The sequence below is a fragment of the Pseudomonas syringae pv. tomato str. DC3000 genome, assembly GCF_000007805.1.
Lineage (GTDB): Bacteria > Pseudomonadota > Gammaproteobacteria > Pseudomonadales > Pseudomonadaceae > Aquipseudomonas > Aquipseudomonas avellanae.
Genome location: NC_004578.1, coordinates 5,142,952 through 5,164,946 on the forward strand (window position 1 = coordinate 5,142,952; position 21,995 = coordinate 5,164,946).

The following is a 21,995-nucleotide window of genomic DNA, read 5'->3' on the forward strand; positions in this document are numbered from 1 at the left end:
CCTGAGCACAATGAAGCAAAAAAACGCCTACACGACCACTATGAAAAAACCTTCATCAACGCCTGACCGGGCGCTTCTGCAACTTGCGCTGCAAGGTCCGGCGGTGCATGCCCAGCGCCCGCGCGGTCGCCGAAATATTGCCTTCGTGCTCGGTCAGCACGCGCTGAATGTGCTCCCACTGCAAGCGGTCCACCGACATCGGATTCTCGGGCACCAGGGTGTCGAGGTTGGCGTGCTCGGACAGCAAGGCCGCCAGCACATCGTCGGCATCCGCCGGCTTGCACAGGTAATTGCACGCGCCGCGCTTGATGGCCTCGACCGCCGTGGCGATGCTCGAATAACCGGTGAGAATCACCACGCGCATGTCCGGGTCCATTTCCAGCAGTTTGGGCAGCAGCACCAGACCGGAATCGCCATCCATTTTAAGGTCCAGCGCGGCATATTCAGGAATATCCTGCTGCGCCAGTGCCAGGCCTTCTTCAGCGGAACCTGCGGTGCTAACGCGAAAACCGCGACGGCTCATGGCCCTCGCCATCACACGGGTGAATGTCGCGTCGTCATCGACCAGCAACAGGTGCGGCAGCTCTTCGCCTTCGACCTGGATGTCATCGTCACTCATGCTTCTTCTCCTCGTGTTTCTCGGGGCAGGCGCAACTCGGTGAGCGTACCGCCTTCTTCATGACTGTAGAGCTTTACCGAGCCACCCGCACGGGTGACGCTGGCCTTGCTCAGGAACAGACCCAGGCCGAAACCTTTGCCTTTGGTAGTAAAGAACGGTTTGCCGATCTGCTCGGCAATGGCCAGCGGCACACCTGCGCCGTGGTCACGAATGCTGATGCAGACCTCTGCACTGTCCCAGTTCAGGTTGACTTGCAGACCATCGGGGCAGGCGTCGGCGGCATTGTTGAGCAGGTTGAGCAGCGCCTGGGTCAGGTCTGGCGGCGGTGCCAGCATGGGCACATCACCCTTGCCCAATTGATAGAAGCGGTAACTCACTTCCGGGCGCATCAGATGCCAACGGTTAAGCGACTCGTCCAGCCAGCGGGTGGCGGGCTGCTGCTCCACGGCCATGCGCCGATTGGCTTCGGCGGCACGTACCAGTTGCTGGAGAGTCTGCTTACACTGTTTGACCTGCTCCTGCAGCACCGACAGGTCTTCCTGCAATGCAGGGTCGCTGTGGTCCTGGCGCATTTCCTTGAGCAATACGCTCATGGTCGCCAACGGCGTACCCAGTTCATGCGCCGCACCTGCTGCCTGGGTGGCGACAGCGAGCAACTGTTGATCGCGCAGGCCCTCCTCCCGACGCTCGGCACGCAGTTGCTCCTGACGACGCAGCTCTTCGGCCATCTTTGCCGCAAAAAAGGTGATGACCGACGCTGCCAGCGCAAAACTCAGCCACATGCCATACACCTGCATGTTTTCACGGGCAATCGAGTCGGTTTCCAGCGGGTATGAACGAACCATCAACAGGGTGTACATGGTCAGCGCAAAGCCCGACAGAATCAGCGAATAGCGCCACGGCAAGGTCGCGGCGGCAATGGTCAGCGGCACCAGGTAATAGGAAACGAACGGGTTGGCCGAGCCGCCCGAGTAGTACAGCAATGCACTGTGGATCAGCAGATCGAGCGCCAGTTGCAAGGCGTACTCAAGCTCGGTGAGCGGCAACGATGTGCGCAGGCGGATGACGGTCAGCCCGCACAGCACCAGCGAGCAGGCCAGGGTGATAGACAACTGCAGCCACGGCAGGGGCAGAAAGTCGAACAACCACGCGATACCGACCGAGCCGGCTTGCGCGGCCAGCACCAGAATACGGATGAATGTCAGGCGCCACAGGTTTTGCCGTGTGGCCGAAAGCATTTGAACGGGGGCGAGCATGAGCTCTCCTGATGAGTGCTCCAGGCGGATCGCAGCGAGTATAACCAAGCGCGAGGCAAAACTGGAAAAGTGCGTCAACGCGCCACACACCCGAACAGTCCGGCATCGCAGGAACCGGGCCAAAGCGCTACAGTCAGAACACTTTGCGCCGCCCGACACTTGTCGGCTGGCCGTTTGATAACAAGGAGCCTTCATGTTCAATCTTCGCCCTGCTGCCACGCTCGTCGCGCTGGCCGCCGCCCTGTCCAGCCTGCCAGCGCTGGCTGAAGAAGCCCGCTACAACCAGATTTCCCTGCGTGCCGAGGTCAATCAGGAAGTCCAGCGCGACCTGATGCTCGTCACTCTTTATACCGAAGCGCAGGACAGCGACCCGGCCAGACTGGCGGCGCAAATCACTGAAACCCTGAACAAAGCGCTGGGTCAGGCGCGACAGGTCAAGGACGTGAAGATTCGCCAGGGCAGCCGCAACAGCTATCCGGTCTACGACGACAAAGGGCAGAAGATCACCGGCTGGCGTGAACGCGCCGAGCTGCGCCTCGAAAGCGCGGACTTTGCGGTGCTGTCCAAACTGACCGGCGAACTGCTGACAGACCTGAAAATGGGCGGCATGGACTTTTCGATCTCGCCATCCACCCGCAAGACCAGCGAAGACGCGCTGCTCAAGGACGCCGTAACAGCCTTCAAGGCGCGTGCACAGTTGGTGACCGAGGCGCTGGGCGGCAAGGGCTACAAACTGGTCAACCTGAACCTCAACACCTCGGGCTACCCGCAGCCGTATCTGCGTGCGCCGGTCATGATGATGGCAAAATCCTCGCGTGATGAGTCGGCACCGACGCCCGATGTCGAAGCCGGCACCAGCCAGGTCAGCGTTGCGGCCGATGGCGTGATCGAAGTCGCGATTCCTTGATTCGCAGGGCGGCAGTTTCGACTGCCGCCAACTTCCCACCTCCCTCCTCTCCGGGCCCCTCTGCGCCTCGGCAATCTCCTACGTTTGCTGGCGTGTCATCTGATTGGCGACAAGCCTCCCCGTCCGCGAAACTACCCACTCACTTCGCATACCACCGCCCTGACCGAGCGATACGGCCAGCGCTTGTTTACCTACAAGGAATCAAGGATGAACCGCCCGGACGGCACCTCCGAACGTTTTGCCGCTGACACTGACCAGGCTATGAATACAAACGCCGAGCCGCTGCCCACCCCCTTGCGATTTGAAGCCGGAAAAGGCGACGAACACACACATACGCACGGCGCTATCGAGGCGGTTCTCGAATCTGCCGGTTTCAGGCATGAAGAAATCCGCGCGATCTATTTCGGCAACTGGTTGCGCGATTATTCGCAACTGCTGGACCCGAAAATCGTCCGGGCGAAGACCATGCCGAAGAGCTTTCCGGACCTGCTGTCCCGCCAGGCGCTGACCCGCATCGTGGATGTGCTGGCGGTGAAAGAGTTCACCGACCTGATGCGGATAGACCGCTCGCGTTTTGTCGTGACACCGGAGCGACTTGGTGTCTATCGCCCCGGTGAACACATCGACAACCCGAGGACCATCAATCCCGAACCGGCCAACCCCAAAGAGCGCGACGCCGACTTTGACGACTGGCTACAGCCCGATGACCCGGTCTTGCAGGTCGATCATGACACCTCGATGAAGCGTTACATTCAGCGCTCGGTGGACATCATGGTCGCCGGCCTGGAGTCGGCCGTAAACGCAGGTCCACAATCCACTGACGGTCTGCGGGACATGGGCGCGGCGCTGCATATTCTCGAGGATTTCTTCGCCCACTCCAACTTCGCAGAACTGAGCCTGATCAAGCTCGGCCATACCCGTGTGCTGCCCTGGACGTCCAAGGCAAACTGCAAGCACCCGTTGCCACTGGTGACCGGCACGTTCGGCGGCAGCGATATCATCGCCAGCCTCGCCGAACCGCTTGGCAGGATATTGTTCTCGCCAAAGGACAAACCGTTTGAAGCGTTCAGGGCTGGAGAACGTTATGAGCGCGACCAGATTATCCAGATCATCCTCGGCGAGCACCCGGAACCGGGATTGCTTGCGGGCTACGAGGCCTTTCTGGAAGCACGCGACCAATGGGCAAGCCAGCCGTTTTCCGAGCAGGTGGAAAGGTTTTACGCATTCATCGGCACACCGGGGCGCTTGCTTGGCAATGCTTTCGGTATCGCCATGCAGAGCCTGGCCGTCTGGCTGGGTAACAGCGTCGACGATCTGCAAACCCTGCTCAACGAAGATCCCAATACCAGCGGCTCGACCGACCCGTCACATTCACAACTGGCCAAAGATCACGCGCAGCACCCGTTGCATGTACTCGCCGCAACCCTCGCCCGAAAAGCCGTGCTGCAAGTGGGTCAGGCCGTACTGGGTCAATGGCACGGCAAAGAGGGGGCCGAGCATCCGGCTCGCGTTGCCGCACGGTTTTTCACTCACCCGATGGACTGTGACTGGCAGGACGCTGTCGTCCGTGAATGGGCAGAGGCTAATCCGGCGCAAATCGAACGTGCCGCACTCAAGAGCGAGCTGGACCAGACCCGGACCCAATTGCAGCGCCACGCGAAGAAAGACTTGCAGCGTTTCAGCCAGGACAGCAGCAACTTTCTGAACGTATTTTTCGAAAGCACCTCGTTGGCGGACTTGTGGGCGAGAATGACCGGCAAGTAAGTGTATTGTCCGATCCCGACCAAGTACGGCACTATCCGTTGCCTATCTGATTGTCGATATTCAAGCACGGTTATTGCCGTACCACGCGAGGGATCCATGGGACACACACTCTTCAAACCGCTGCTGCTGACGACCGCGCTGCTGGCCTGCGCACCACTGGCACAGGCGGCAAGCACGCTGGTGTATTGCTCGGAAGCCAGCCCGGCGGGTTTCGACCCCAGCCAGTACACCAGCGGGACGGACTTCGATGCCTCGGCCGAGACCGTCTTCAACCGCCTGACCCAGTTCAAGCGCGGCGGCACCGAAGTGGAACCGGGCCTGGCGACGCGCTGGGACGTTTCGCCGGACGGCCTGACGTACACCTTCCACCTGCGCGACGGCGTGAAGTTCCACACCACGGACTATTTCACCCCGACCCGTACGTTCAATGCCGATGACGTGTTGTTCACGTTCAACCGCCTGCTCGACGCCAACCACCCGTTCCGCAAGGCCTACCCGTCGGAGTCGCCGTACTTTACCGACATGGGCCTGAACACCACGATCAAGAGCGTCGATAAAGTCGATGCGCAGACCGTCAGGTTCACGCTGAACAACACCGATGCCGCGTTCGTGCAGAACCTGGCCATGAGCTTTGCTTCCATTCAGTCCGCCGAATACGCGGGCAAGCTGCTCAAGGAAGGCAAGGCAGACGAGCTGAACCAGAAGCCGATCGGCACCGGGCCGTTCGTATTCAAGCGCTACCAGAAAGACTCGCAGATCCGGTACACCGGCAATACCGAGTACTGGAAGCCCGAGGACGTGAAAATCGACAACCTGATCTTCTCGATCAGCAGCGATGCCGCCGTGCGCATGCAGAAGCTCAAGGCCGGCGAGTGCCAGGTGAGCGGCTACCCGCGCCCGCAAGACATCGAAGAGATGAAAAAGGACCCGAAACTGAAGGTCCTCAGCCAGGCAGGTTTCAACCTGGGGTTCCTGGCCTACAACGTTACCCATGCGCCGCTGGACCAGCTCAAGGTGCATCAGGCGCTGGACATGGCCATCGACAAACCGGCGATCATCAAGGCCGTGTATCAGAGCGCCGGTCAGTTGGCCGAAAACGCCCTGCCGCCAGGTCAGTGGAGCTATGACCCGACCATCAAGGACGCGCCTTACGACCCGACCAAGGCCAGGCAGTTGCTCAAGGAAGCAGGCGTGGCACCGGGTACGAAGATTGATCTGTGGGCCATGACAGTACAGCGCGCCTCCAACCCCAACGCACGCATGTCGGCACAGATGATCCAGTCGGATTGGGACAAGATCGGCATCAAGGCCAACATCGTCAGTTACGAGTGGGGCGAGTACATCAAGCGCGCCAAGGCGGGCGAGCATGACGCGATGATCTACGGCTGGACCGGTGACAACGGCGATCCTGACAACTGGCTCGGCGTGCTTTACAGCTGTGCAGCCGTCAAGGGCAGCAACTACGCCAAATGGTGCGACCCGGCTTACGACAAGCTGGTGCAACAGGCCAAGCTCACAACCAGCCGGGATGAACGCATCAAGCTCTATCAACAGGCCCAGCACATCCTCAAGCAGCAGGTGCCGATCACTCCGATTGCCAACTCGAAGGTGTTCCAGCCAATGCGCCAGGAAGTGCAGGACTTCAAGATCAGTCCCTTCGGCCTGACACCGTTTTATGGTGTCAGCCTGGGAACAGTGAAGTAACAACACAGCGCCAACCGGGTGCATTTTTCTCACCCGGTTGCGCCTTATTGGTGCGCGAAACAATCGAAAAAGCGTCGCGCAAACGATCAACTCTCAAGAAAGTTACACTTTCGCGACATTCTTGTACGATCGTGCCACTCTTTGTCGCTTCTTTGGCGTCACTGTCTTGCTTTGGGTATGGCCCCTGCATAAGTATCGGACGGATCGGCTCACGAGGTCGTTCCCTCTAATCAAAAATGACAACAACTGAGGCAACCATGCTCAAACACGCGGTCATTCCGTTTCTGGTCGGCGCCAGCTTGCTCGCCAGTGCACCTTTCGCTCACGCAGCATCGAACCTGGTGTTCTGCTCCGAGGGCAGCCCTGCCGGCTTCGATCCGGGTCAATACACCACAGGTACCGATTTCGACGCCTCGGCCGAGACCATCTTCAACCGTTTGAGCCAGTTTGAGCGTGGCGGCACCGCCGTTGTGCCAGGCCTGGCAACAAAATGGGACATCTCGGAAGACGGCCTGACGTACACCTTCCATTTGCGTGAAGGCGTCAAGTTCCACACCACGTCCTATTTCAAGCCGACCCGCGAATTCAACGCCGATGACGTGCTGTTCACCTTCAATCGCATGATCGACAAGGACATGCCTTACCGCAAAGCGTATCCGACCGAATTCCCGTACTTCACCGACATGGCGATGGACACCAACATCACCAAGATCGAAAAAGTCGACGACCACACCGTCAAGTTCGTTCTGGGCAAGGTCGACGCCGCGTTCATCCAGAACATGGCGATGAGCTTCGCGTCCATCCAGTCCGCAGAGTACGCCGCCAAGCTGCTCAAGGAAGGCAAGCCGGAACTGATCAACCAGCAGCCGATCGGCACTGGTCCGTTCGTGTTCAAGAGCTACCAGAAAGACTCCAACATCCGCTACACCGGCAACAAGGATTACTGGAAGCCTGAGGACGTCAAAGTCGACAACCTGATCTTCGCCATCACCACCGACGCATCGGTGCGCATGCAGAAGCTCAAGAAAAACGAATGCCAGATCACCGCTTATCCGCGTCCTGCCGACCTCGCCCCCCTCAAGGCCGACAAGAATCTGAAGATGCCGGATCAGGCTGGCTTCAACCTGGGTTACATCGCCTACAACGTGATGCCTCAGATCAAAGGCGAAGACCATCCAAACCCGCTGGCTCAGCTGAAAGTGCGTCAGGCACTGGACATGGCAGTCAACAAGCAGCAGATCATCGACTCGGTTTACCAGGGTGCAGGTCAATTGGCGGTCAACGCCATGCCGCCGACCCAGTGGTCTTACGACACCACCATCAAGGATGCCAAGTATGATCCCGAGAAGGCTCGCCAACTGCTCAAGGAAGCGGGCATCAAGGAAGGCACCGAAATTACCCTTTGGGCAATGCCGGTTCAGCGTCCTTACAACCCCAACGCCAAACTGATGGCCGAAATGCTCCAGGCCGACTGGAAGAAGATCGGTATCAGCGCCAAGATCGTCAGCTATGAATGGGGCGAGTACATCAAGCGCGCCAAGAATGGTGAAAACGGCGCCATGCTGATTGGCTGGAGCGGTGACAATGGTGATCCGGACAACTGGCTCGGCACCCTGTTTGGCTGCGACGCACTCAATGGCAACAACTTTGCCAAGTGGTGCGACAAGCCTTTCGACACGCTGATCCATCAGGCAAAACAGACGCCTGATCAGGCCAAGCGCACCGAACTGTACAAACAGGCGCAACACCTCCTGAAAGACGCCGTGCCGATGACGCCTATCGCGCACTCAACTGTCTACCAACCCATGCGCACCAGCGTACAGGACTTCAAGATCAGCCCGTTTGGCTTGAATTCCTTCTACGGTGTCAGCGTGAAGTAACAGCGGTTTGACTGCGCTGCTTATGCGGCGCAGTTCCCGCTCTACCCGAGCAAGAGACCTGTTGGTTAGTTGAAAAGTGTCTTCATCAGCACTCTGCGACTATCACTAAGATATTTCCTACACACTTTGCTGCCTTTGAGCCTATATACCGCGCGCTCCTGACGAATTACCGTCCTGAGGTGGTGGCAACTGGCAGGAAGCCAGCCGCCCCGCAGCCGCTGTAACTCAATGTGTGCGGACGGGCTGTTCGGAAATCTTTTTCGGGTTGGCGGTTTTGGGCCAGTCAGACATTCGAGCCTTGGCTCGTCCTTTTAAGGATAGGGATCATCATGCGTAAAACGCTTGCAGTGACGTCATGCCTTGGGCTTTTGGCTCTGGCCCCTTTTACCCAGGCGGCAAGCAATCTGGTGTTCTGCTCGGAAGCGAGTCCTGCGGGCTTTGACGGCGCGCAGTACACCTCCTCCACCGATAATGACGCGTCAGAGCCGATCTACAACCGCCTGACCGAATTCAAGCAGGGCGATACCACGGTGGTGCCTGCGCTGGCGACCTCATGGGATGTTTCAGAGAACGGCCTGACCTACAGGTTTCATCTGCGCGAAGGCGTGAAGTTTCACAGCAACAAGAACTTCACCCCCAGCCGTGATTTCAATGCCGACGACGTGGTCTTCACCTTCAATCGAATGCTCAAACCTGACCACCCGTTTCGCGTCGCTTACCCGACCGAGTTCCCCTACTTCACCAGTATGGGCCTGAACAAGAAGATCAAGTCCGTCGAGAAGACCGACCCGCTGACCGTGGTGTTCACCCTCAACATGGTCGATGCGGCATTCATCCAGAACATCGCGATGAACTTTGCCGGCATTCTCTCCGCCGAGTACGCCGAACAGCTGATGGCCAAAGGTGATGTGCGCGACATCAATCAACAGCCTATCGGTACCGGGCCGTTCGTGTTTCAGCGCTACCAGAAGGACTCGCAGATTCGTTACAAGGGCAACAAGGAGTTCTGGGACCCGAGCCGGGTAAAAATCGACCAGTTGATCTTCGCCATCGTGACCGACGCCTCGGCGCGCATGCAAAAGCTCAAGGCCGACGAGTGCCAGGTGTCGGTCAACCCGCGTCCGGCAGACCTCGCCAAGCTCAAGGAAGACAAAAGCCTGCAGATTATCGAGAAGCCAGGTTTAAACCTCGGCTACATCGCCTACAACGTGCGCCACGAACCGCTGGGCAAGCTGGAAGTGCGTCAGGCGCTGGACATGGCCGTCAACAAGAAAGCCATCATCAACGCGGTTTACCAGGGCGCGGGGCAACTGGCAGTCAACGCCATGCCACCGACCCAGTGGTCCTATGACGCCAGCATCAAGGACGCACCTTACGACCCGGAAAAAGCCAGGACCCTGTTGCGTGCCGCGGGCATCAAGGAAGGCACCGAACTGACCCTGTGGGCCATGCCGGTTCAGCGTCCTTACAACCCCAACGCCAAGCTGATGGCCGAAATGCTTCAGGCCGACTGGGCCAAGGTGGGTATCAAGGTCAAAATCGTCAGTTACGAATGGGGCGAATACCTCAAACGCACCAAGAACGGCGAGCACGATATCTCGCTGATCGGCTGGACCGGGGACAACGGTGACCCGGACAACTGGCTGGGCACGCTGTACAGCTGCGCGGCGATTGGCGGCAACAACTACTCGATGTGGTGCGACGAAAAATACGACCAACTGGTCAAGGCGGCCGTCGCGACCACCGACCGAGAGAAGCGCACCGACCTGTACCAACAGGCGCAGCGCTACCTCAAGGAGCAGGTGCCGATTACCCCGGTGGCCCACTCCACCGTCAATCAGCCGTTGCGCGCCGAGGTCAGGGACTTCCACGTCAGCCCGTTTGGCCGCAACAACTTTTCGGGCGTGAGCATCGCCGATTGATAGAGAACTCCGCACACGCTCGCCGTCTTGTTTCACGGCGAGCGCGGGCACTTGCGCGTCGATACCTATAACAACGCAGGACCCAAAGTCCTGCACCACCAAAAGCCGGGTTCAAAAAACTGGCATATAAAAAAGTGATAAGGGAGCTGCATATCGTGAAAACAACCAGCACTGCGTTATTGGCATTGTCTCTCTCATCGTTCGGCGCACTGGTTCAGGCTGAACCGGCAAGCCAGACGTTCATACCGACCGAGCTGAGTTCCAAGAACGCACAGGCCGACGCCAACGGCTTTATCGAAGATCAACACCTGACCGGCACGACCCGTAACTGGTACGCCAATGAACTCAAGCGTCGCGGCGAAGTGTTCCGCTACAACGACAATGGCACTGCCGAGCAGACCTCGCGTCGCATCAACTGGCAGCAGGGCACCATCGTCAACTACACCTCGGGTTATACCCAGGGCGTTGTAGGTTTCTCCACCGAACTGGCGCTGTACAACGCCATTGCGCTGGACCGTGACACCGATGACTTTGCAGGCAGCTCCAACCGTACCCTGGCACACCGCGACGGCGATGCAGTCGGTCAGTGGAGCAAGATGGGTCTGGGCAACGTCAAGGCGCGGGTCTCCAACACGGTTCTGACCATGGGTCGCCAATCGGTGAACACCCCGGTTATCGCCTTCATCGGCAACCGCGCACTGCCCTCCAGCTTCCAGGGTGTTGCCGTACAGAGCGACGAGCTGAATAACCTGTCCTTTCAAGCCGGTAGTTTCGACCGTGTATCGCCACGTATGGAACAGAGCCTGGACAAGTTCCGCTCCGAGTACGGTGATCGCAGCCAGACCGCCGACCGTCTGGACATGTTCGGTGGTGACTACAAGCCGACCGACAGCCTGACTGCCAGCTTCTATGCGTCGAACCTGGAAGATTTCTGGCACCAGTACTACTTCGGGTTCACCCACGAACTGGGTGACAGCAAGGTCTTCGCGCTGAGCACCAATCTGAACTACTACAAGACCAAGGATGCGGGTCAGAGCAAACTGGGCGCAATCGACAACGATACCTATAGCCTTTCCTTCACCGGTACGCACAACGCGCACAGCGTCAGCCTTGCCTATCAGGAAGTGAACGGTAACGAATACTTCGACTACGCCCACGACACCAACGCGATTTTCCTGGCCAACTCCCTGCTCTCGGACTTCAACGGCCCGAACGAGAAATCCCTGCAGATCGCTTACGTGCTGAACATGGCCGAATACGGCGTGCCGGGCCTTAAGTTCAACATCTACCAGGCGCGCGGCTGGGACATCGACGGTACGCATTACAAAGGCACCGGCTACACCGACGTGCTGGCAATGGACGGCGAAACCCACTACGAATACGGCATCGGTTCGTCCTACTCGGTGCAGTCCGGCCCGCTCAAGGCCACCGCTATTCGCGCGACCTACACCACTCACCGCGCCAGCGAGAATCAGGCTGATGGCAACATCAACGAATTCCGTCTGGTGACCACTGTTCCATTCAACATTCTTTAAGCGATCCCGAAGCCGTGACTGACACAGGTCAGTCGCGGCTTCTTTTATCAACAAGGAGGCTTCTATTGAAACTGCTATCGCTCCGCGCGTCGATTGCCATTGCGCTGCTCAGCGCCGCCGCAACCGTTTCGGCCAAACCCCTGGTGGTCTGCACCGAGGCGAGTCCTGAAGGTTTCGATATCGTGCAGTATTCGACTGCCGTAACGGCAGATGCCTCGGCCGAAACCATTCTTGAACGCCTGGTAGCCTTCACTCCAGGCACTACCGATACTGTACCGGGCCTGGCTGAAAGCTGGGACATCAGCCCCGACGGTCTGACGTACACCTTCAAGCTGCGAAAAGGCGTCAAATTCCACACCACCGACTACTTCAAGCCCACCCGCGAAATGAATGCCGACGACGTGGTCTGGAGCTTCAAGCGCCAGCTGGACCCCAAGCATCCGTGGCACGCACTTTCGCTGGTCGGCTACCCCTATTTTGAAAGCATGGGCTTCCAGGACTTGCTCAAAGACGTAGAAAAAGTTGACGACTCCACCGTCAAGTTCACCCTCGCGCACCCCGAGTCGCCCTTCCTGCGTGATCTGGCAATGCCGTTCACCTCGATCTATTCCGCCGAATACGCCGATCAGTTGCTCAAGAATAACAAGACCGCCGAATTCAACAGCAAACCGATTGGCACTGGCCCGTTCATCCTGACTCGCTATGCCAAAGACGCTCAGGTCCGCTATAAAGCCAACCCGGATTACTGGAAAGGCAAGGTGCCGAGTGAAACGCTGATATTTGCCATCACTCTGGACAACAACACACGCCTGCAAAAGCTCAAGGCGAATGAATGTCAGGTTGCGCTTTACCCAAAACCTGACGATATTGCCAACATCAAGGCCGACCCCAATCTCAAGATCGACGAGATGGAGTCCATGATGACCAGCTACGTGGCTATCAACACCTCGCACAAATACCTGAGCGATGTGCGTGTGCGGCAAGCGATCAATCTGGCCTTCGACAAGAAGTCCTACATCAGGGCGCTGTTTGGCGAAGGCAAGGCCACTGAGGGTGTTGGCCCGTATCCACCGACCATGATGGGTTATGACACCGACAGCAAGAGTCCCGCATACGATCCTGACAAGGCCCGTGCACTGCTCAAGGAAGCTGGAGTACCCGAGGGCCAGGTCTTCACCCTGTTTGCTCGCAATGGCGGAGCCGTGACCAACCCCAACCCGATGGTAGGCGCACAGATGCTTCAATCGGACATGGCCAAGGTCGGGATCAAGATAGACATTCGCATCATGGAATGGGGCGAAATGCTCAAGCGCGCCAAAAATGGCGAACATGACATGGTGTTTGCAGGGTGGGCTGGCGACAATGGCGATCCGGATAACTTCCTGACCCCCAACCTGAGCTGCGACGCGGCCAAAAATGGTGAGAATTATGCCCGCTGGTGCAACAAGGCGTTCGAGGACGCAATCACTCAAGCCCGGAAAATAACCGAACCAGCGGAACGTGCCGCCCTCTATAAGCAGGCTCAACAAGTGTTCAATCACGAACAGCCCTGGATCAGCCTGGCTTACCCGAAACTGTTCGTTGCAATGCGCAAAGATGTCGAAGGCTTTCAAATAAGCCCGCTGACCAATAACAACTTCACCACTACCAGGGTGAAGTAGAAAAACAATCCGGCGAGCTCATAACCCGAGACTCGCCGGAGTACGCCTAACCGGCTGATGAGGTACACACCAAGATGTTTAGTTTTATCGCCCGCCGAGTGGGGTTGCTGATACCCACTTTCTTCGGCATCACCTTGTTGACGTTCGCGCTGATTCGTCTGATTCCGGGCGACCCGGTCGAAGTCATGATGGGTGAACGCCGGGTCGATCCGGAAATGCACGCTCAGGCCATGGAACGTCTTGGCCTGAACAAACCGCTGTATGCCCAGTACATCGATTACATCGGCAAGCTCGCCCAGGGCGATCTCGGTGAATCGCTGCGTACGCGCACCAGCGTCTGGAGCGAATTCACCTCGCTGTTCCCGGCAACCCTGGAGTTGTCGCTGGCAGCACTGATTTTCGCAGGCATCCTCGGCTTGCTGGCCGGCGTCATCGCCGCACTCAAGCGAGGGTCCCTGTTCGATCATGGGGTCATGGGGATTTCCCTGGCCGGCTATTCCATGCCGATCTTCTGGTGGGGCCTGATCCTCATCATGTTCTTCTCGGTAACCCTGGGCTGGACCCCGGTTTCCGGGCGCATCGACCTGTTGTACGACATCCCGCCAGTCACCGGTTTCATGCTGATCGACACCCTGCTCAGTGACGAGCAAGGCGCGTTTCTCGATGCACTGCATCACCTGATTCTTCCGGCCATCGTGCTGGGCACCATCCCGCTGGCGGTAATCGCCCGGATGACCCGCTCCTCGATGCTTGAAGTGCTGCGTGAAGACTACGTGCGTACCGCCCGGGCCAAAGGCCTGTCACCTGCTCGTGTAGTGTTCGTGCACGGCCTGCGCAACGCGCTGATTCCAGTGCTGACCGTGTTCGGCCTGCAAGTCGGTGCTCTGCTGGCCGGTGCGGTCCTGACCGAAACGATCTTCTCCTGGCCGGGTATCGGCAAGTGGCTGATCGAAGCCATCGGCGCACGGGACTATCCGGTCGTGCAAAACGGCATTCTGCTGATCGCCTGTCTGGTGATCCTGGTCAACTTCGTGGTGGATATCCTCTACGGCTTTGCCAACCCACGCATTCGTCACCAGCGCTGAGATCATCGATATGAGCACCCCTACTCCTGCGGTAGCAGTCGATCAAAGCCTGCTTTACCCATCCCCGTACAAAGAATTCTGGCAAGCGTTCTCCAGGAACAAAGGCGCGGTTGCCGGCCTGCTGTTCATGATCCTGATCGTGTTCTGCGCCCTGTTTGCCCCTTGGGTTGCGCCACATGACCCGAGCGAGCAATACCGTGACTTCCTGCTGACCCCTCCGGTGTGGCTCGAAGGCGGTCAATGGCAGTTCCTGCTCGGCACCGACGAACTGGGCCGCGATCTGCTGTCGCGCCTGATTCAGGGCTCGCGCCTGTCGCTGCTGATCGGTCTGGCATCGGTGGTCATGTCGCTGATCCCCGGCATCCTGCTCGGCCTACTGGCGGGTTTCTTCCCGCGCGTGCTTGGCCCGTCGGTCATGCGCCTGATGGACATCATGCTGGCCCTGCCGTCGCTGCTGCTGGCGGTGGCCATCGTGGCCATTCTCGGCCCTGGCCTGATCAACACCGTGATCGCGATCGCCATCGTGTCGCTGCCGTCCTATGTTCGTCTGACCCGCGCTGCGGTGATGGGCGAACTGAACCGCGACTACGTGACCGCTGCGCGTCTGGCCGGTGCAACCTTGCCGCGCCTGATGTTCATCACCGTGCTGCCCAACTGCATGGCACCGCTGATCGTTCAGGCAACCCTGAGTTTTTCCTCGGCCATTCTCGACGCCGCAGCGCTGGGCTTCCTGGGCCTTGGCGTACAACCGCCGACGCCTGAGTGGGGCACCATGCTCGCCTCGGCGCGCGACTACATCGAACGTGCCTGGTGGGTCGTGAGCCTGCCCGGTCTGACCATTTTGCTCAGCGTGCTGGCAATCAACCTGATGGGCGACGGTCTGCGCGATGCGCTGGACCCGAAACTCAAGAACGCCGCCTGAGGAGATTCGCATGTCACTTCTTGAAATCAAGAATCTCAACGTCCGCTTCGGCGACGCCAAGGCCGTACCTGTTGTGGACGGCCTGTCCCTGAGCGTTGACAGGGGCGAAGTACTGGCCATCGTTGGCGAATCGGGTTCCGGCAAGTCCGTGACCATGATGGCGCTGATGGGGCTGATCGATTCCCCCGGCATCATCACCGCTGACGCGCTCAATTTCGACGGCAATGACCTGCTCAAGCTCAACTCCCGGCAGCGTCGCCGCATCATCGGCAAAGAAATGGCGATGGTTTTCCAGGACCCGATGACCGCGCTGAACCCCAGCTACACCGTGGGTTTCCAGATCGAGGAAGTCCTGCGCCAGCACCTGAACATGTCGGGCAAGGCAGCCCGCCAGCGCGCGCTGGAGCTGCTGGAAAAAGTCGAAATCCCAGGCGCCGCTGCGCGTCTGAATGCCTACCCGCACCAATTGTCGGGCGGCATGAGCCAGCGTGTGGCGATTGCCATGGCCATCGCCGGCGAGCCCAAGCTGCTGATCGCCGACGAACCGACCACCGCGCTGGACGTGACCATTCAGGCGCAGATCATGGAACTGCTGCTGAGCCTGCAAAAAGAGCAGGACATGGCGCTGGTGCTGATCACGCACGACCTGGCGGTGGTGGCGGAAACCGCGCAGCGTGTTTGCGTGATGTACGCCGGTCAAGCTGTTGAAGTGGGTCAGGTGCCAGGGCTGTTCGACGTCCCCGGTCACCCGTACAGCGAGGCTCTGCTGGCGGCCATTCCCGAGCACAGCATGGGCGCCGAACGCCTCGCCACGCTGCCGGGCATGGTCCCGGGGCGTTATGACCGTCCGCAAGGCTGCCTGCTGTCGCCGCGCTGCCCGTATGTGCGCGACAACTGCCGAACCGAACGTCCCGGCCTGGACCCCAAGGCGCATAGCCTGTCGCGCTGCTTTTATCCCTTGAATCAGGAGGTGGCGTAATGAGCATCGTACTTACCGCCCGCGACCTTACCCGTCACTACGAAGTTTCTCGCGGCCTGTTCAAAGGCACAGCGCTGGTGCGCGCGCTCAACGGCGTGTCTTTCGAGCTGGAAGCCGGCAAGACACTGGCGGTGGTCGGTGAGTCCGGCTGCGGCAAATCGACCCTGGCCCGCGCCCTGACGCTGATTGAAGAGCCGTCCTCCGGCTCGCTGAAAATCGCCGGCCAGGAAGTGACCGGGGCCAGCAAGTCTGAGCGCAAGCAATTGCGCAAAGACGTGCAGATGGTTTTCCAGAGCCCTTACGCCTCACTCAACCGTATCCGATCCACGAACCCCACATTTCAAGCCACTGGCTGACGCCTGATGCTGTGCTCCCGTTTTCTTTCAGGAGCCAGCACCATGATGCGACCCGACGCCAAAGTCGAGAAAGTCTACCTCTATCCCAAACCCGTGGATTTCAGAAAATCCATCGATGGCTTAGCTGCTTTGGTCGAGTTGGATATTAAAGTGGCGGTCTTTGATCCGGTGCTCTTTGTCTTTCTCAACAAATCCCGGAATCGAGTGAAGATTTTGTATTGGGAGCGTAACGGCTTCTGCCTTTGGCTCAAGCGTCTCGAGTCCGAGCGTTTCAAAATCTCGCCAGATGATGTCGACGAAGCCATTGTGCTGACGGTTCAGGAATTGAATTGGCTGCTGGATGGATTTGATCTGTGGCGCAACCGTCCTCATAAGATTTTGACTCCAAGGTTTGTTGCCTGACGGGTATAATCCAGGGCATGCGACCATTGCCCGACAACCTTCCTGACGATCCCGTATTGCTCAAACAGATGCTGCTTGAGAGCTACGAAGCACGCTCGCGCGAACAGGAAGTTAAAGACGCCTACGCCACTCACATCGTTGATCTCAAAGAGCAGATCAAGCTGCTGCGTGACCGTATTTTTGGTCGAAAGTCCGAACAAACCGTCGAGCCTAATACCCCTCAACTTGCCTTGTTCAATGAACCTGAAAGCGAGCCTATGCTCCCGGTCGGCGATGCTGATGAGGAAGTAGTTGCTCCTGCGCCACGCCGTGGCAAGCGCAAGCCACTGTCGGCTGATCTGCCGCGCATTGAAGTCATCCACGAGCTGCCCGAACACGAACTGACCTGTGCCTGCGGTTGCCGCAAGCATGTCGTCAGCGAGGAAACCAGCGAGCAACTGGATATCGTGCCGATGCAGATTCGGGTGATCAAACACATCCGCAAAGTCTACGGCTGTCGTGGCTGTGAGTCGGCACCGGTCACAGCCGGCAAGCCTGCGCAGTTGATTGAAAAGAGCATGGCCAGCCCCAGCGTGTTGGCCATGCTGCTGACCACCAAGTATGTCGACGGCTTGCCGCTGCATCGTTTTGAAACGGTGCTAAGCCGACATGGCATAGAAATCCCGCGTCAAACGTTGGCCCGCTGGATTATCCAGTGCGGCGAACATTTGCAGCCGCTGTTAAATCTGATGCGTGATCGATTGCTGGAAAGCCCGGTCATCCACTGTGACGAAACCCGCGTTCAGGTACTGAAAGAACCAGATCGAGACCCGACCAGCCAATCCTGGATGTGGGTACAGGCCAGCGGGCCTCCAGATCATAAAGTCGTATTGTTCGACTACACTTCCAGCCGCGCGCAGGACGTACCGTTACGGCTGCTGGAAAGTTATCGCGGCTATGTGATGACTGATGATTACGCGGGCTATAACGCGCTGGCGTTACAACCGGGCGTGGAGCGCTTGGCGTGTATGGCCCATGCGCGGCGCAAATTTGTCGAAGCACAAAAAGTGCAACCTAAGGGCAAGACCGGGCGTGCCGATATCGCGCTGACGATGATCAATAAGCTGTACGGTATCGAGCGCGAATTGAAAGACGGCAGCGACGAACAGCGCTTTACCGGTCGGCAGGAGAAAAGCCTGCCAATCTTGGCTCAGTTGAAAAGCTGGCTGGATAAAACTCAGTCCCACGTGACGCCGCAAAGCGTGCTGGGCAAGGCAGTTGGTTATCTGGCGAATAACTGGAGTCGGCTGAAGCGTTACGTGGAAGCCGGCTTTTTACCGATCGACAACAACCCGGCAGAGCGCGCAATAAAGCCGTTTGTTATTGGGCGCAAAGCCTGGCTGTTCAGCGACACGCCTAAAGGCGCCACCGCCAGTGCACAGATCTATAGCTTGGTCGAGACCGCCAAGGTCAACGGCCAGGAGCCCTATACGTGGCTGCGCCACGTACTGGAGAGGTTGCCACTTGCGCAGTCGGTGGCCGACTATGAGGCGTTGCTGCCGTGGAACTGCTCACCGGAAATGCCAAGATAAACGGAAGCCGCATCTGATGGTAGGTGTGGTTGGTGGATCGCTTACACTCAACCCACGCCAGAAAGTCGGTGATCAGCTCGGCGAGCCACTGTTGATCAACACCAAACTGTCGGCAGTTGAACGCCGTGAGAAGGTGCAGGCAATGATGGCTCAGGTCGGTTTGCGCCCCGAGCACTACCAGCGCTATCCGCACATGTTTTCCGGTGGTCAGCGTCAGCGTATCGCCCTGGCGCGGGCGATGATGCTGCAGCCCAAAGTGCTGGTGGCGGACGAGCCTACATCGGCACTGGACGTGTCGATTCAGGCCCAGGTGCTGAACCTGTTCATGGACCTGCAACAGGAATTCAACACCGCCTACGTGTTCATCTCCCACAACCTGTCGGTGGTGCGTCATGTCGCCGACACGGTATTGGTGATGTACCTGGGGCGACCTGCGGAAATGGGTCCCAAGGAAGAGATCTACAACCGCCCGTTGCATCCTTACACCCAGGCCCTGCTGTCGGCGACCCCGACCATTCACCCGGACCCGCTCAAACCGAAGATCAAGATCGTCGGCGAGCTGCCCAACCCACTCAACCCGCCAAGCGGCTGCGCCTTCCACAAGCGCTGCCCCTACGCGACCGAGCGTTGCGCAACAGACGTCCCGGAACTGCGTCTGGTCGATAACCGCCAGGTGGCATGCCACTACGCCGAGCAGTTTGTGGCGGCTTAAGCTAGAAGCTAGAAGCTAGAAGCTAGAAGCTAGAAGCTAGAAGCTAGAAGACTATCGTGCCCACGCTCCAGCGTGGGCACGCCGCTCTGGACGCTCTGCGTCCGATCTTCGCCAGTCAATAGACATCTCGCCGATAGCGCCCCTGCTCGATCAACTCGCTGACCACCGCCGCGCCCAGCACCTCGTGCAACACCTGATCCACTCCCGCCGCCATGCCCAGAAGACTGCCGCAGATGTAAATCGCCGCGCCGTCGTCCAGCCATACACGCAGTTCGGCAGCAGCCTCACGCAAGCGATCCTGTACGTAGATCTTTTCTGCCTGATCACGGGAGAAAGCCAGGTCCAGGCGAGCCAGAGCATCCGACTCAAGCCAGCCCTCAAGCTCGGCGCCACAATGAAAGTCGTGGGCGCGATTGCGTTCACCGAACAGCAGCCAGTTGCGCGTCTGCCCTTGAGCAATGCGGGCCTTGAGCAGGCTGCGCAAGCCGGCCAGCCCTGTGCCGTTGCCCAACAGAATCAGCGGGACAGGTTCAGCCGGCAAATGAAAGCTGCTGTTGCGGCGTACTCGCAGACTGACCGTACTGTCAAGGGCGGCATGTTCGGTCAGCCAGCCGGAACCCAGCCCCAGACTGCCGTCAGGATGAACCTCCTGACGCACAATCAGGTGCAGGCCCCCTTCCTCGGGAATAGAAGCAATCGAGTACTCTCGAGCGGATATCGGCACCAGCGCATCGATCAGCGCTTGTGCATGCAACCCCACCAGATGCGCACGGTTATGCGGCAACTGGCGGGTTGCCAGTGCCTGAGCAAGCGTTTCCTGCAAGTCCTCAACGCTGACCGGGCTCAAAGGATCGACGCCCAGGCCGTGAAGGTATTGCCCGATGACCTGCGCAGCGTTGCGCGGCATCACCTCAACCAGATCACCCGCTTGCCAGCTCATCAAACCGGATGCCATCAGCTCAAGCCTGAACACCTTGGAACCACTGCTGCCAGGGTTCAAATGCTCGCGACGGACCAGCGTCCAGTTTTCGAAAACCGGTGCCTGCCAGTGGGCAAAGGGCACAGAGCCGGTCAGTTGCCCCAGTTGTTGTTGCCAATGCTGCAGTGCCGCAGGATCGGCGCTGTCTACCTCGACAGGCGCGAATAACGTACGCGCACCCTGCTCTGCCAGCCAGTCATGCAGGCGATGGGCGAAGCCGCAGAAATGCTGATATTGCCGGTCGCCCAGCGCCAGCACGGCATAATCGAGGTGCTCCACTGCCAGCCGACGGCCCAGCAACTTACGCTCGAACCCCCGCGCACTGTCAGGCGCCTCTCCATCGCCAAACGTGCTGACGACAAACAACGCCTTGCGGCTCTGGCTGAAATCTTCTTCGGTCAAATCCCCTAGACGCTTCACACGCACGGGCAAGCCTGACGCCTGCAACCGGGCGGCAGTCTGCCAGGCCAGTTGCTCGGCGAAGCCGCTCTGGCTGGCAAAGCCAATCAGCCAGGACGACGCATCACCGCACGCATCATCCTGCAACTCGCCACGCGCACTCCTGACATCGCGCTTTTTGCGACGGCGATCCAGGTACAGCAACCAGCCAGTAATAAAGAACAGCGGCATCATCAATGAGGCACCCGTCATGATGATTCGACCAGCCAGGCCAAAGTAGCTGCCGACGTGCAGCGCATAGTTGCTGGCCAGCAGTTGCGCCCCCAAACCACGCTCTGCGTAGCGCGAAACCGCACTGACCTGGCCGTTTGCAGGGTCCAGGGTGATGCTGTTCAGGGCGCGCGGGTGTGGTGAATCCTTGAGCAGATAGAACACCGTGGCCGGTTGGCCGCCGGACGCAGGCAGGCGCAGATTATAGGCGCGCAGTTCAGGCCCGGCCGTCTTCTGAATACTGCCCCAGACCGCTGCGTAATCGACCACCAACGGTGCGGTTTTGTTAGCCGTGACCACAGAGGCCTTGCGCTGTACTGACGGCGCATCCCCCATCAAAGTGTTCAGACCATTGCTCACCCAGTCATACGACCAGTTCAAGCCCGTAATCGCGAACAACAGGTAGAACAACAGGCACCACGTACCGAAAACCGAATGCAGGTCCCAGTTGAAACTGCGGCCCTTTTTCGCCCAGTCCATCGTCAGCCAGACACGCCAGCTCAAGGCATTGCGAGGCCAGCGCAGATAGAGCCCAGACAGGCAGAAGAACAGCAGAATCAGCGTACAGGCTGCGGTGACCTGCTTGCCCACTTCACCGGCAGCCAGATAACGATGCACTTGCAGAATAAAATCGAAAAACCCCTCGCCCAGCGCATCGCCTTTCAGCTCGCCGGTATAAGGATCGAAATTGCGTTTGGGGCCACGCCTTTCGCCCGGCTCCGGCGTGAAATACACCTGAGCGGCGCGATTGCCGAGAGTCTCGACACGCAAGATAGCCACGGTGAGCCCCGTTGCGGCCTCCAGCTTGTGGACAAGTTCGAGGGGAGGCAATGCAGCAGCGCGCTCTTCGACAAGCAGAGTGTCAGGATTGAGCACGTCGAGAATTTCGTCCTCGAACGAATACAGGGCGCCGGTGATGCCCATCAGGGCCAGCACCAGACCTGCCGTGATCCCGAAGAACCAGTGCAGTTGAAACAGGACTTTCTTCAACACGCTCGCTACTCTCACTCATATTGCGCGGCGCAATTAATGCACTGACGGCCATATCGTGTCTATCTGTAACGTGTCTGTC

15 protein-coding genes and 2 pseudogenes are annotated in these 21,995 nt (G+C 58.8%); 14 read left to right on the forward strand and 3 right to left on the reverse strand.

Going from position 1 to position 21,995, the window contains the following annotated elements; translation table 11 throughout:
• Nucleotides 1-55 precede the first annotated feature (55 nt).
• The gene (locus PSPTO_RS23570; protein ID WP_003395104.1) at nt 56-619 is read right to left on the reverse strand and encodes a response regulator transcription factor; all 564 of its coding nucleotides are present in this window, start codon (nt 617-619) and stop codon (nt 56-58) included.
• Nucleotides 616-1,875: an ATP-binding protein gene (locus PSPTO_RS23575; protein WP_011105055.1), complete on the reverse strand. Its 1,260-nt coding sequence runs from the start codon at nt 1,873-1,875 to the stop codon at nt 616-618. The genes PSPTO_RS23570 and PSPTO_RS23575 overlap by 4 nt, the downstream gene beginning before the upstream one ends.
• Before the next feature lie 193 nt (nt 1,876-2,068).
• On the opposite strand from PSPTO_RS23575, the gene PSPTO_RS23580 reads away from it, so the two are divergent.
• The 14 genes and pseudogenes from PSPTO_RS23580 to PSPTO_RS23645 form a co-directional block, all read left to right on the forward strand.
• Nucleotides 2,069-2,782, forward strand: coding sequence for an SIMPL domain-containing protein (locus PSPTO_RS23580; protein ID WP_005769371.1), 714 nt, complete (start codon nt 2,069-2,071; stop codon nt 2,780-2,782).
• Nucleotides 2,783-2,989: 207 nt separating this feature from the next.
• Nucleotides 2,990-4,546 (forward strand): HET-C-related protein, encoded by a 1,557-nt coding sequence (locus tag PSPTO_RS23585; protein WP_044393109.1) that lies wholly within the window; start codon nt 2,990-2,992, stop codon nt 4,544-4,546.
• A 96-nt stretch (nt 4,547-4,642) separates the two neighbouring features.
• Entirely contained in the window at nt 4,643-6,250 is a 1,608-nt protein-coding gene (locus tag PSPTO_RS23590) for an ABC transporter substrate-binding protein (RefSeq protein ID WP_011105057.1), read from the forward strand.
• A gap of 257 nt (nt 6,251-6,507) precedes the next feature.
• Nucleotides 6,508-8,130, forward strand: a complete 1,623-nt coding sequence (locus PSPTO_RS23595) for an ABC transporter substrate-binding protein (RefSeq protein ID WP_011105058.1) — start codon at nt 6,508-6,510, stop codon at nt 8,128-8,130.
• A gap of 329 nt (nt 8,131-8,459) precedes the next feature.
• Nucleotides 8,460-10,052: an ABC transporter substrate-binding protein gene (locus PSPTO_RS23600; RefSeq protein WP_011105059.1), complete on the forward strand. Its 1,593-nt coding sequence runs from the start codon at nt 8,460-8,462 to the stop codon at nt 10,050-10,052.
• A gap of 155 nt (nt 10,053-10,207) precedes the next feature.
• The gene (locus PSPTO_RS23605) at nt 10,208-11,587 is read left to right on the forward strand and encodes an OprD family porin (protein WP_005769381.1); all 1,380 of its coding nucleotides are present in this window, start codon (nt 10,208-10,210) and stop codon (nt 11,585-11,587) included.
• 65 nt (nt 11,588-11,652) lie between these two features.
• Nucleotides 11,653-13,248, forward strand: a complete 1,596-nt coding sequence (locus PSPTO_RS23610; protein WP_005769383.1) for an ABC transporter substrate-binding protein — start codon at nt 11,653-11,655, stop codon at nt 13,246-13,248.
• 74 nt (nt 13,249-13,322) lie between these two features.
• Entirely contained in the window at nt 13,323-14,333 is a 1,011-nt protein-coding gene (locus tag PSPTO_RS23615) for an ABC transporter permease subunit (protein ID WP_005769384.1), read from the forward strand.
• 10 nt (nt 14,334-14,343) lie between these two features.
• Complete coding sequence (locus PSPTO_RS23620) at nt 14,344-15,255, forward strand: ABC transporter permease subunit (RefSeq protein ID WP_007243753.1); 912 nt, start codon at nt 14,344-14,346, stop codon at nt 15,253-15,255.
• 10 nt (nt 15,256-15,265) lie between these two features.
• Nucleotides 15,266-16,234 carry an ABC transporter ATP-binding protein gene (locus PSPTO_RS23625; protein WP_011105060.1) on the forward strand — a complete coding sequence of 323 codons (969 nt, stop codon included), beginning with the start codon at nt 15,266-15,268 and terminating at the stop codon, nt 16,232-16,234.
• Nucleotides 16,234-16,548: pseudogene (locus PSPTO_RS23630) on the forward strand (ATP-binding cassette domain-containing protein); the annotation flags it as partial. The gene PSPTO_RS23625 and the pseudogene PSPTO_RS23630, both read left to right, overlap by 1 nt.
• 84 nt (nt 16,549-16,632) lie before the next feature.
• Complete coding sequence (tnpB, locus tag PSPTO_RS23635) at nt 16,633-16,992, forward strand: IS66 family insertion sequence element accessory protein TnpB (RefSeq protein ID WP_003409203.1); 360 nt, start codon at nt 16,633-16,635, stop codon at nt 16,990-16,992.
• 17 nt (nt 16,993-17,009) lie between these two features.
• Complete coding sequence (locus PSPTO_RS23640) at nt 17,010-18,563, forward strand: IS66-like element ISPsy5 family transposase (protein ID WP_003409202.1); 1,554 nt, start codon at nt 17,010-17,012, stop codon at nt 18,561-18,563.
• 43 nt (nt 18,564-18,606) lie between these two features.
• Nucleotides 18,607-19,275: pseudogene (locus PSPTO_RS23645) on the forward strand (oligopeptide/dipeptide ABC transporter ATP-binding protein); the annotation flags it as partial.
• A gap of 115 nt (nt 19,276-19,390) precedes the next feature.
• On the opposite strand, the gene PSPTO_RS23650 reads toward PSPTO_RS23645, so the two are convergent.
• The gene (locus PSPTO_RS23650; protein WP_046463395.1) at nt 19,391-21,913 is read right to left on the reverse strand and encodes a PepSY domain-containing protein; all 2,523 of its coding nucleotides are present in this window, start codon (nt 21,911-21,913) and stop codon (nt 19,391-19,393) included.
• Nucleotides 21,914-21,995: the final 82 nt, after the last annotated feature.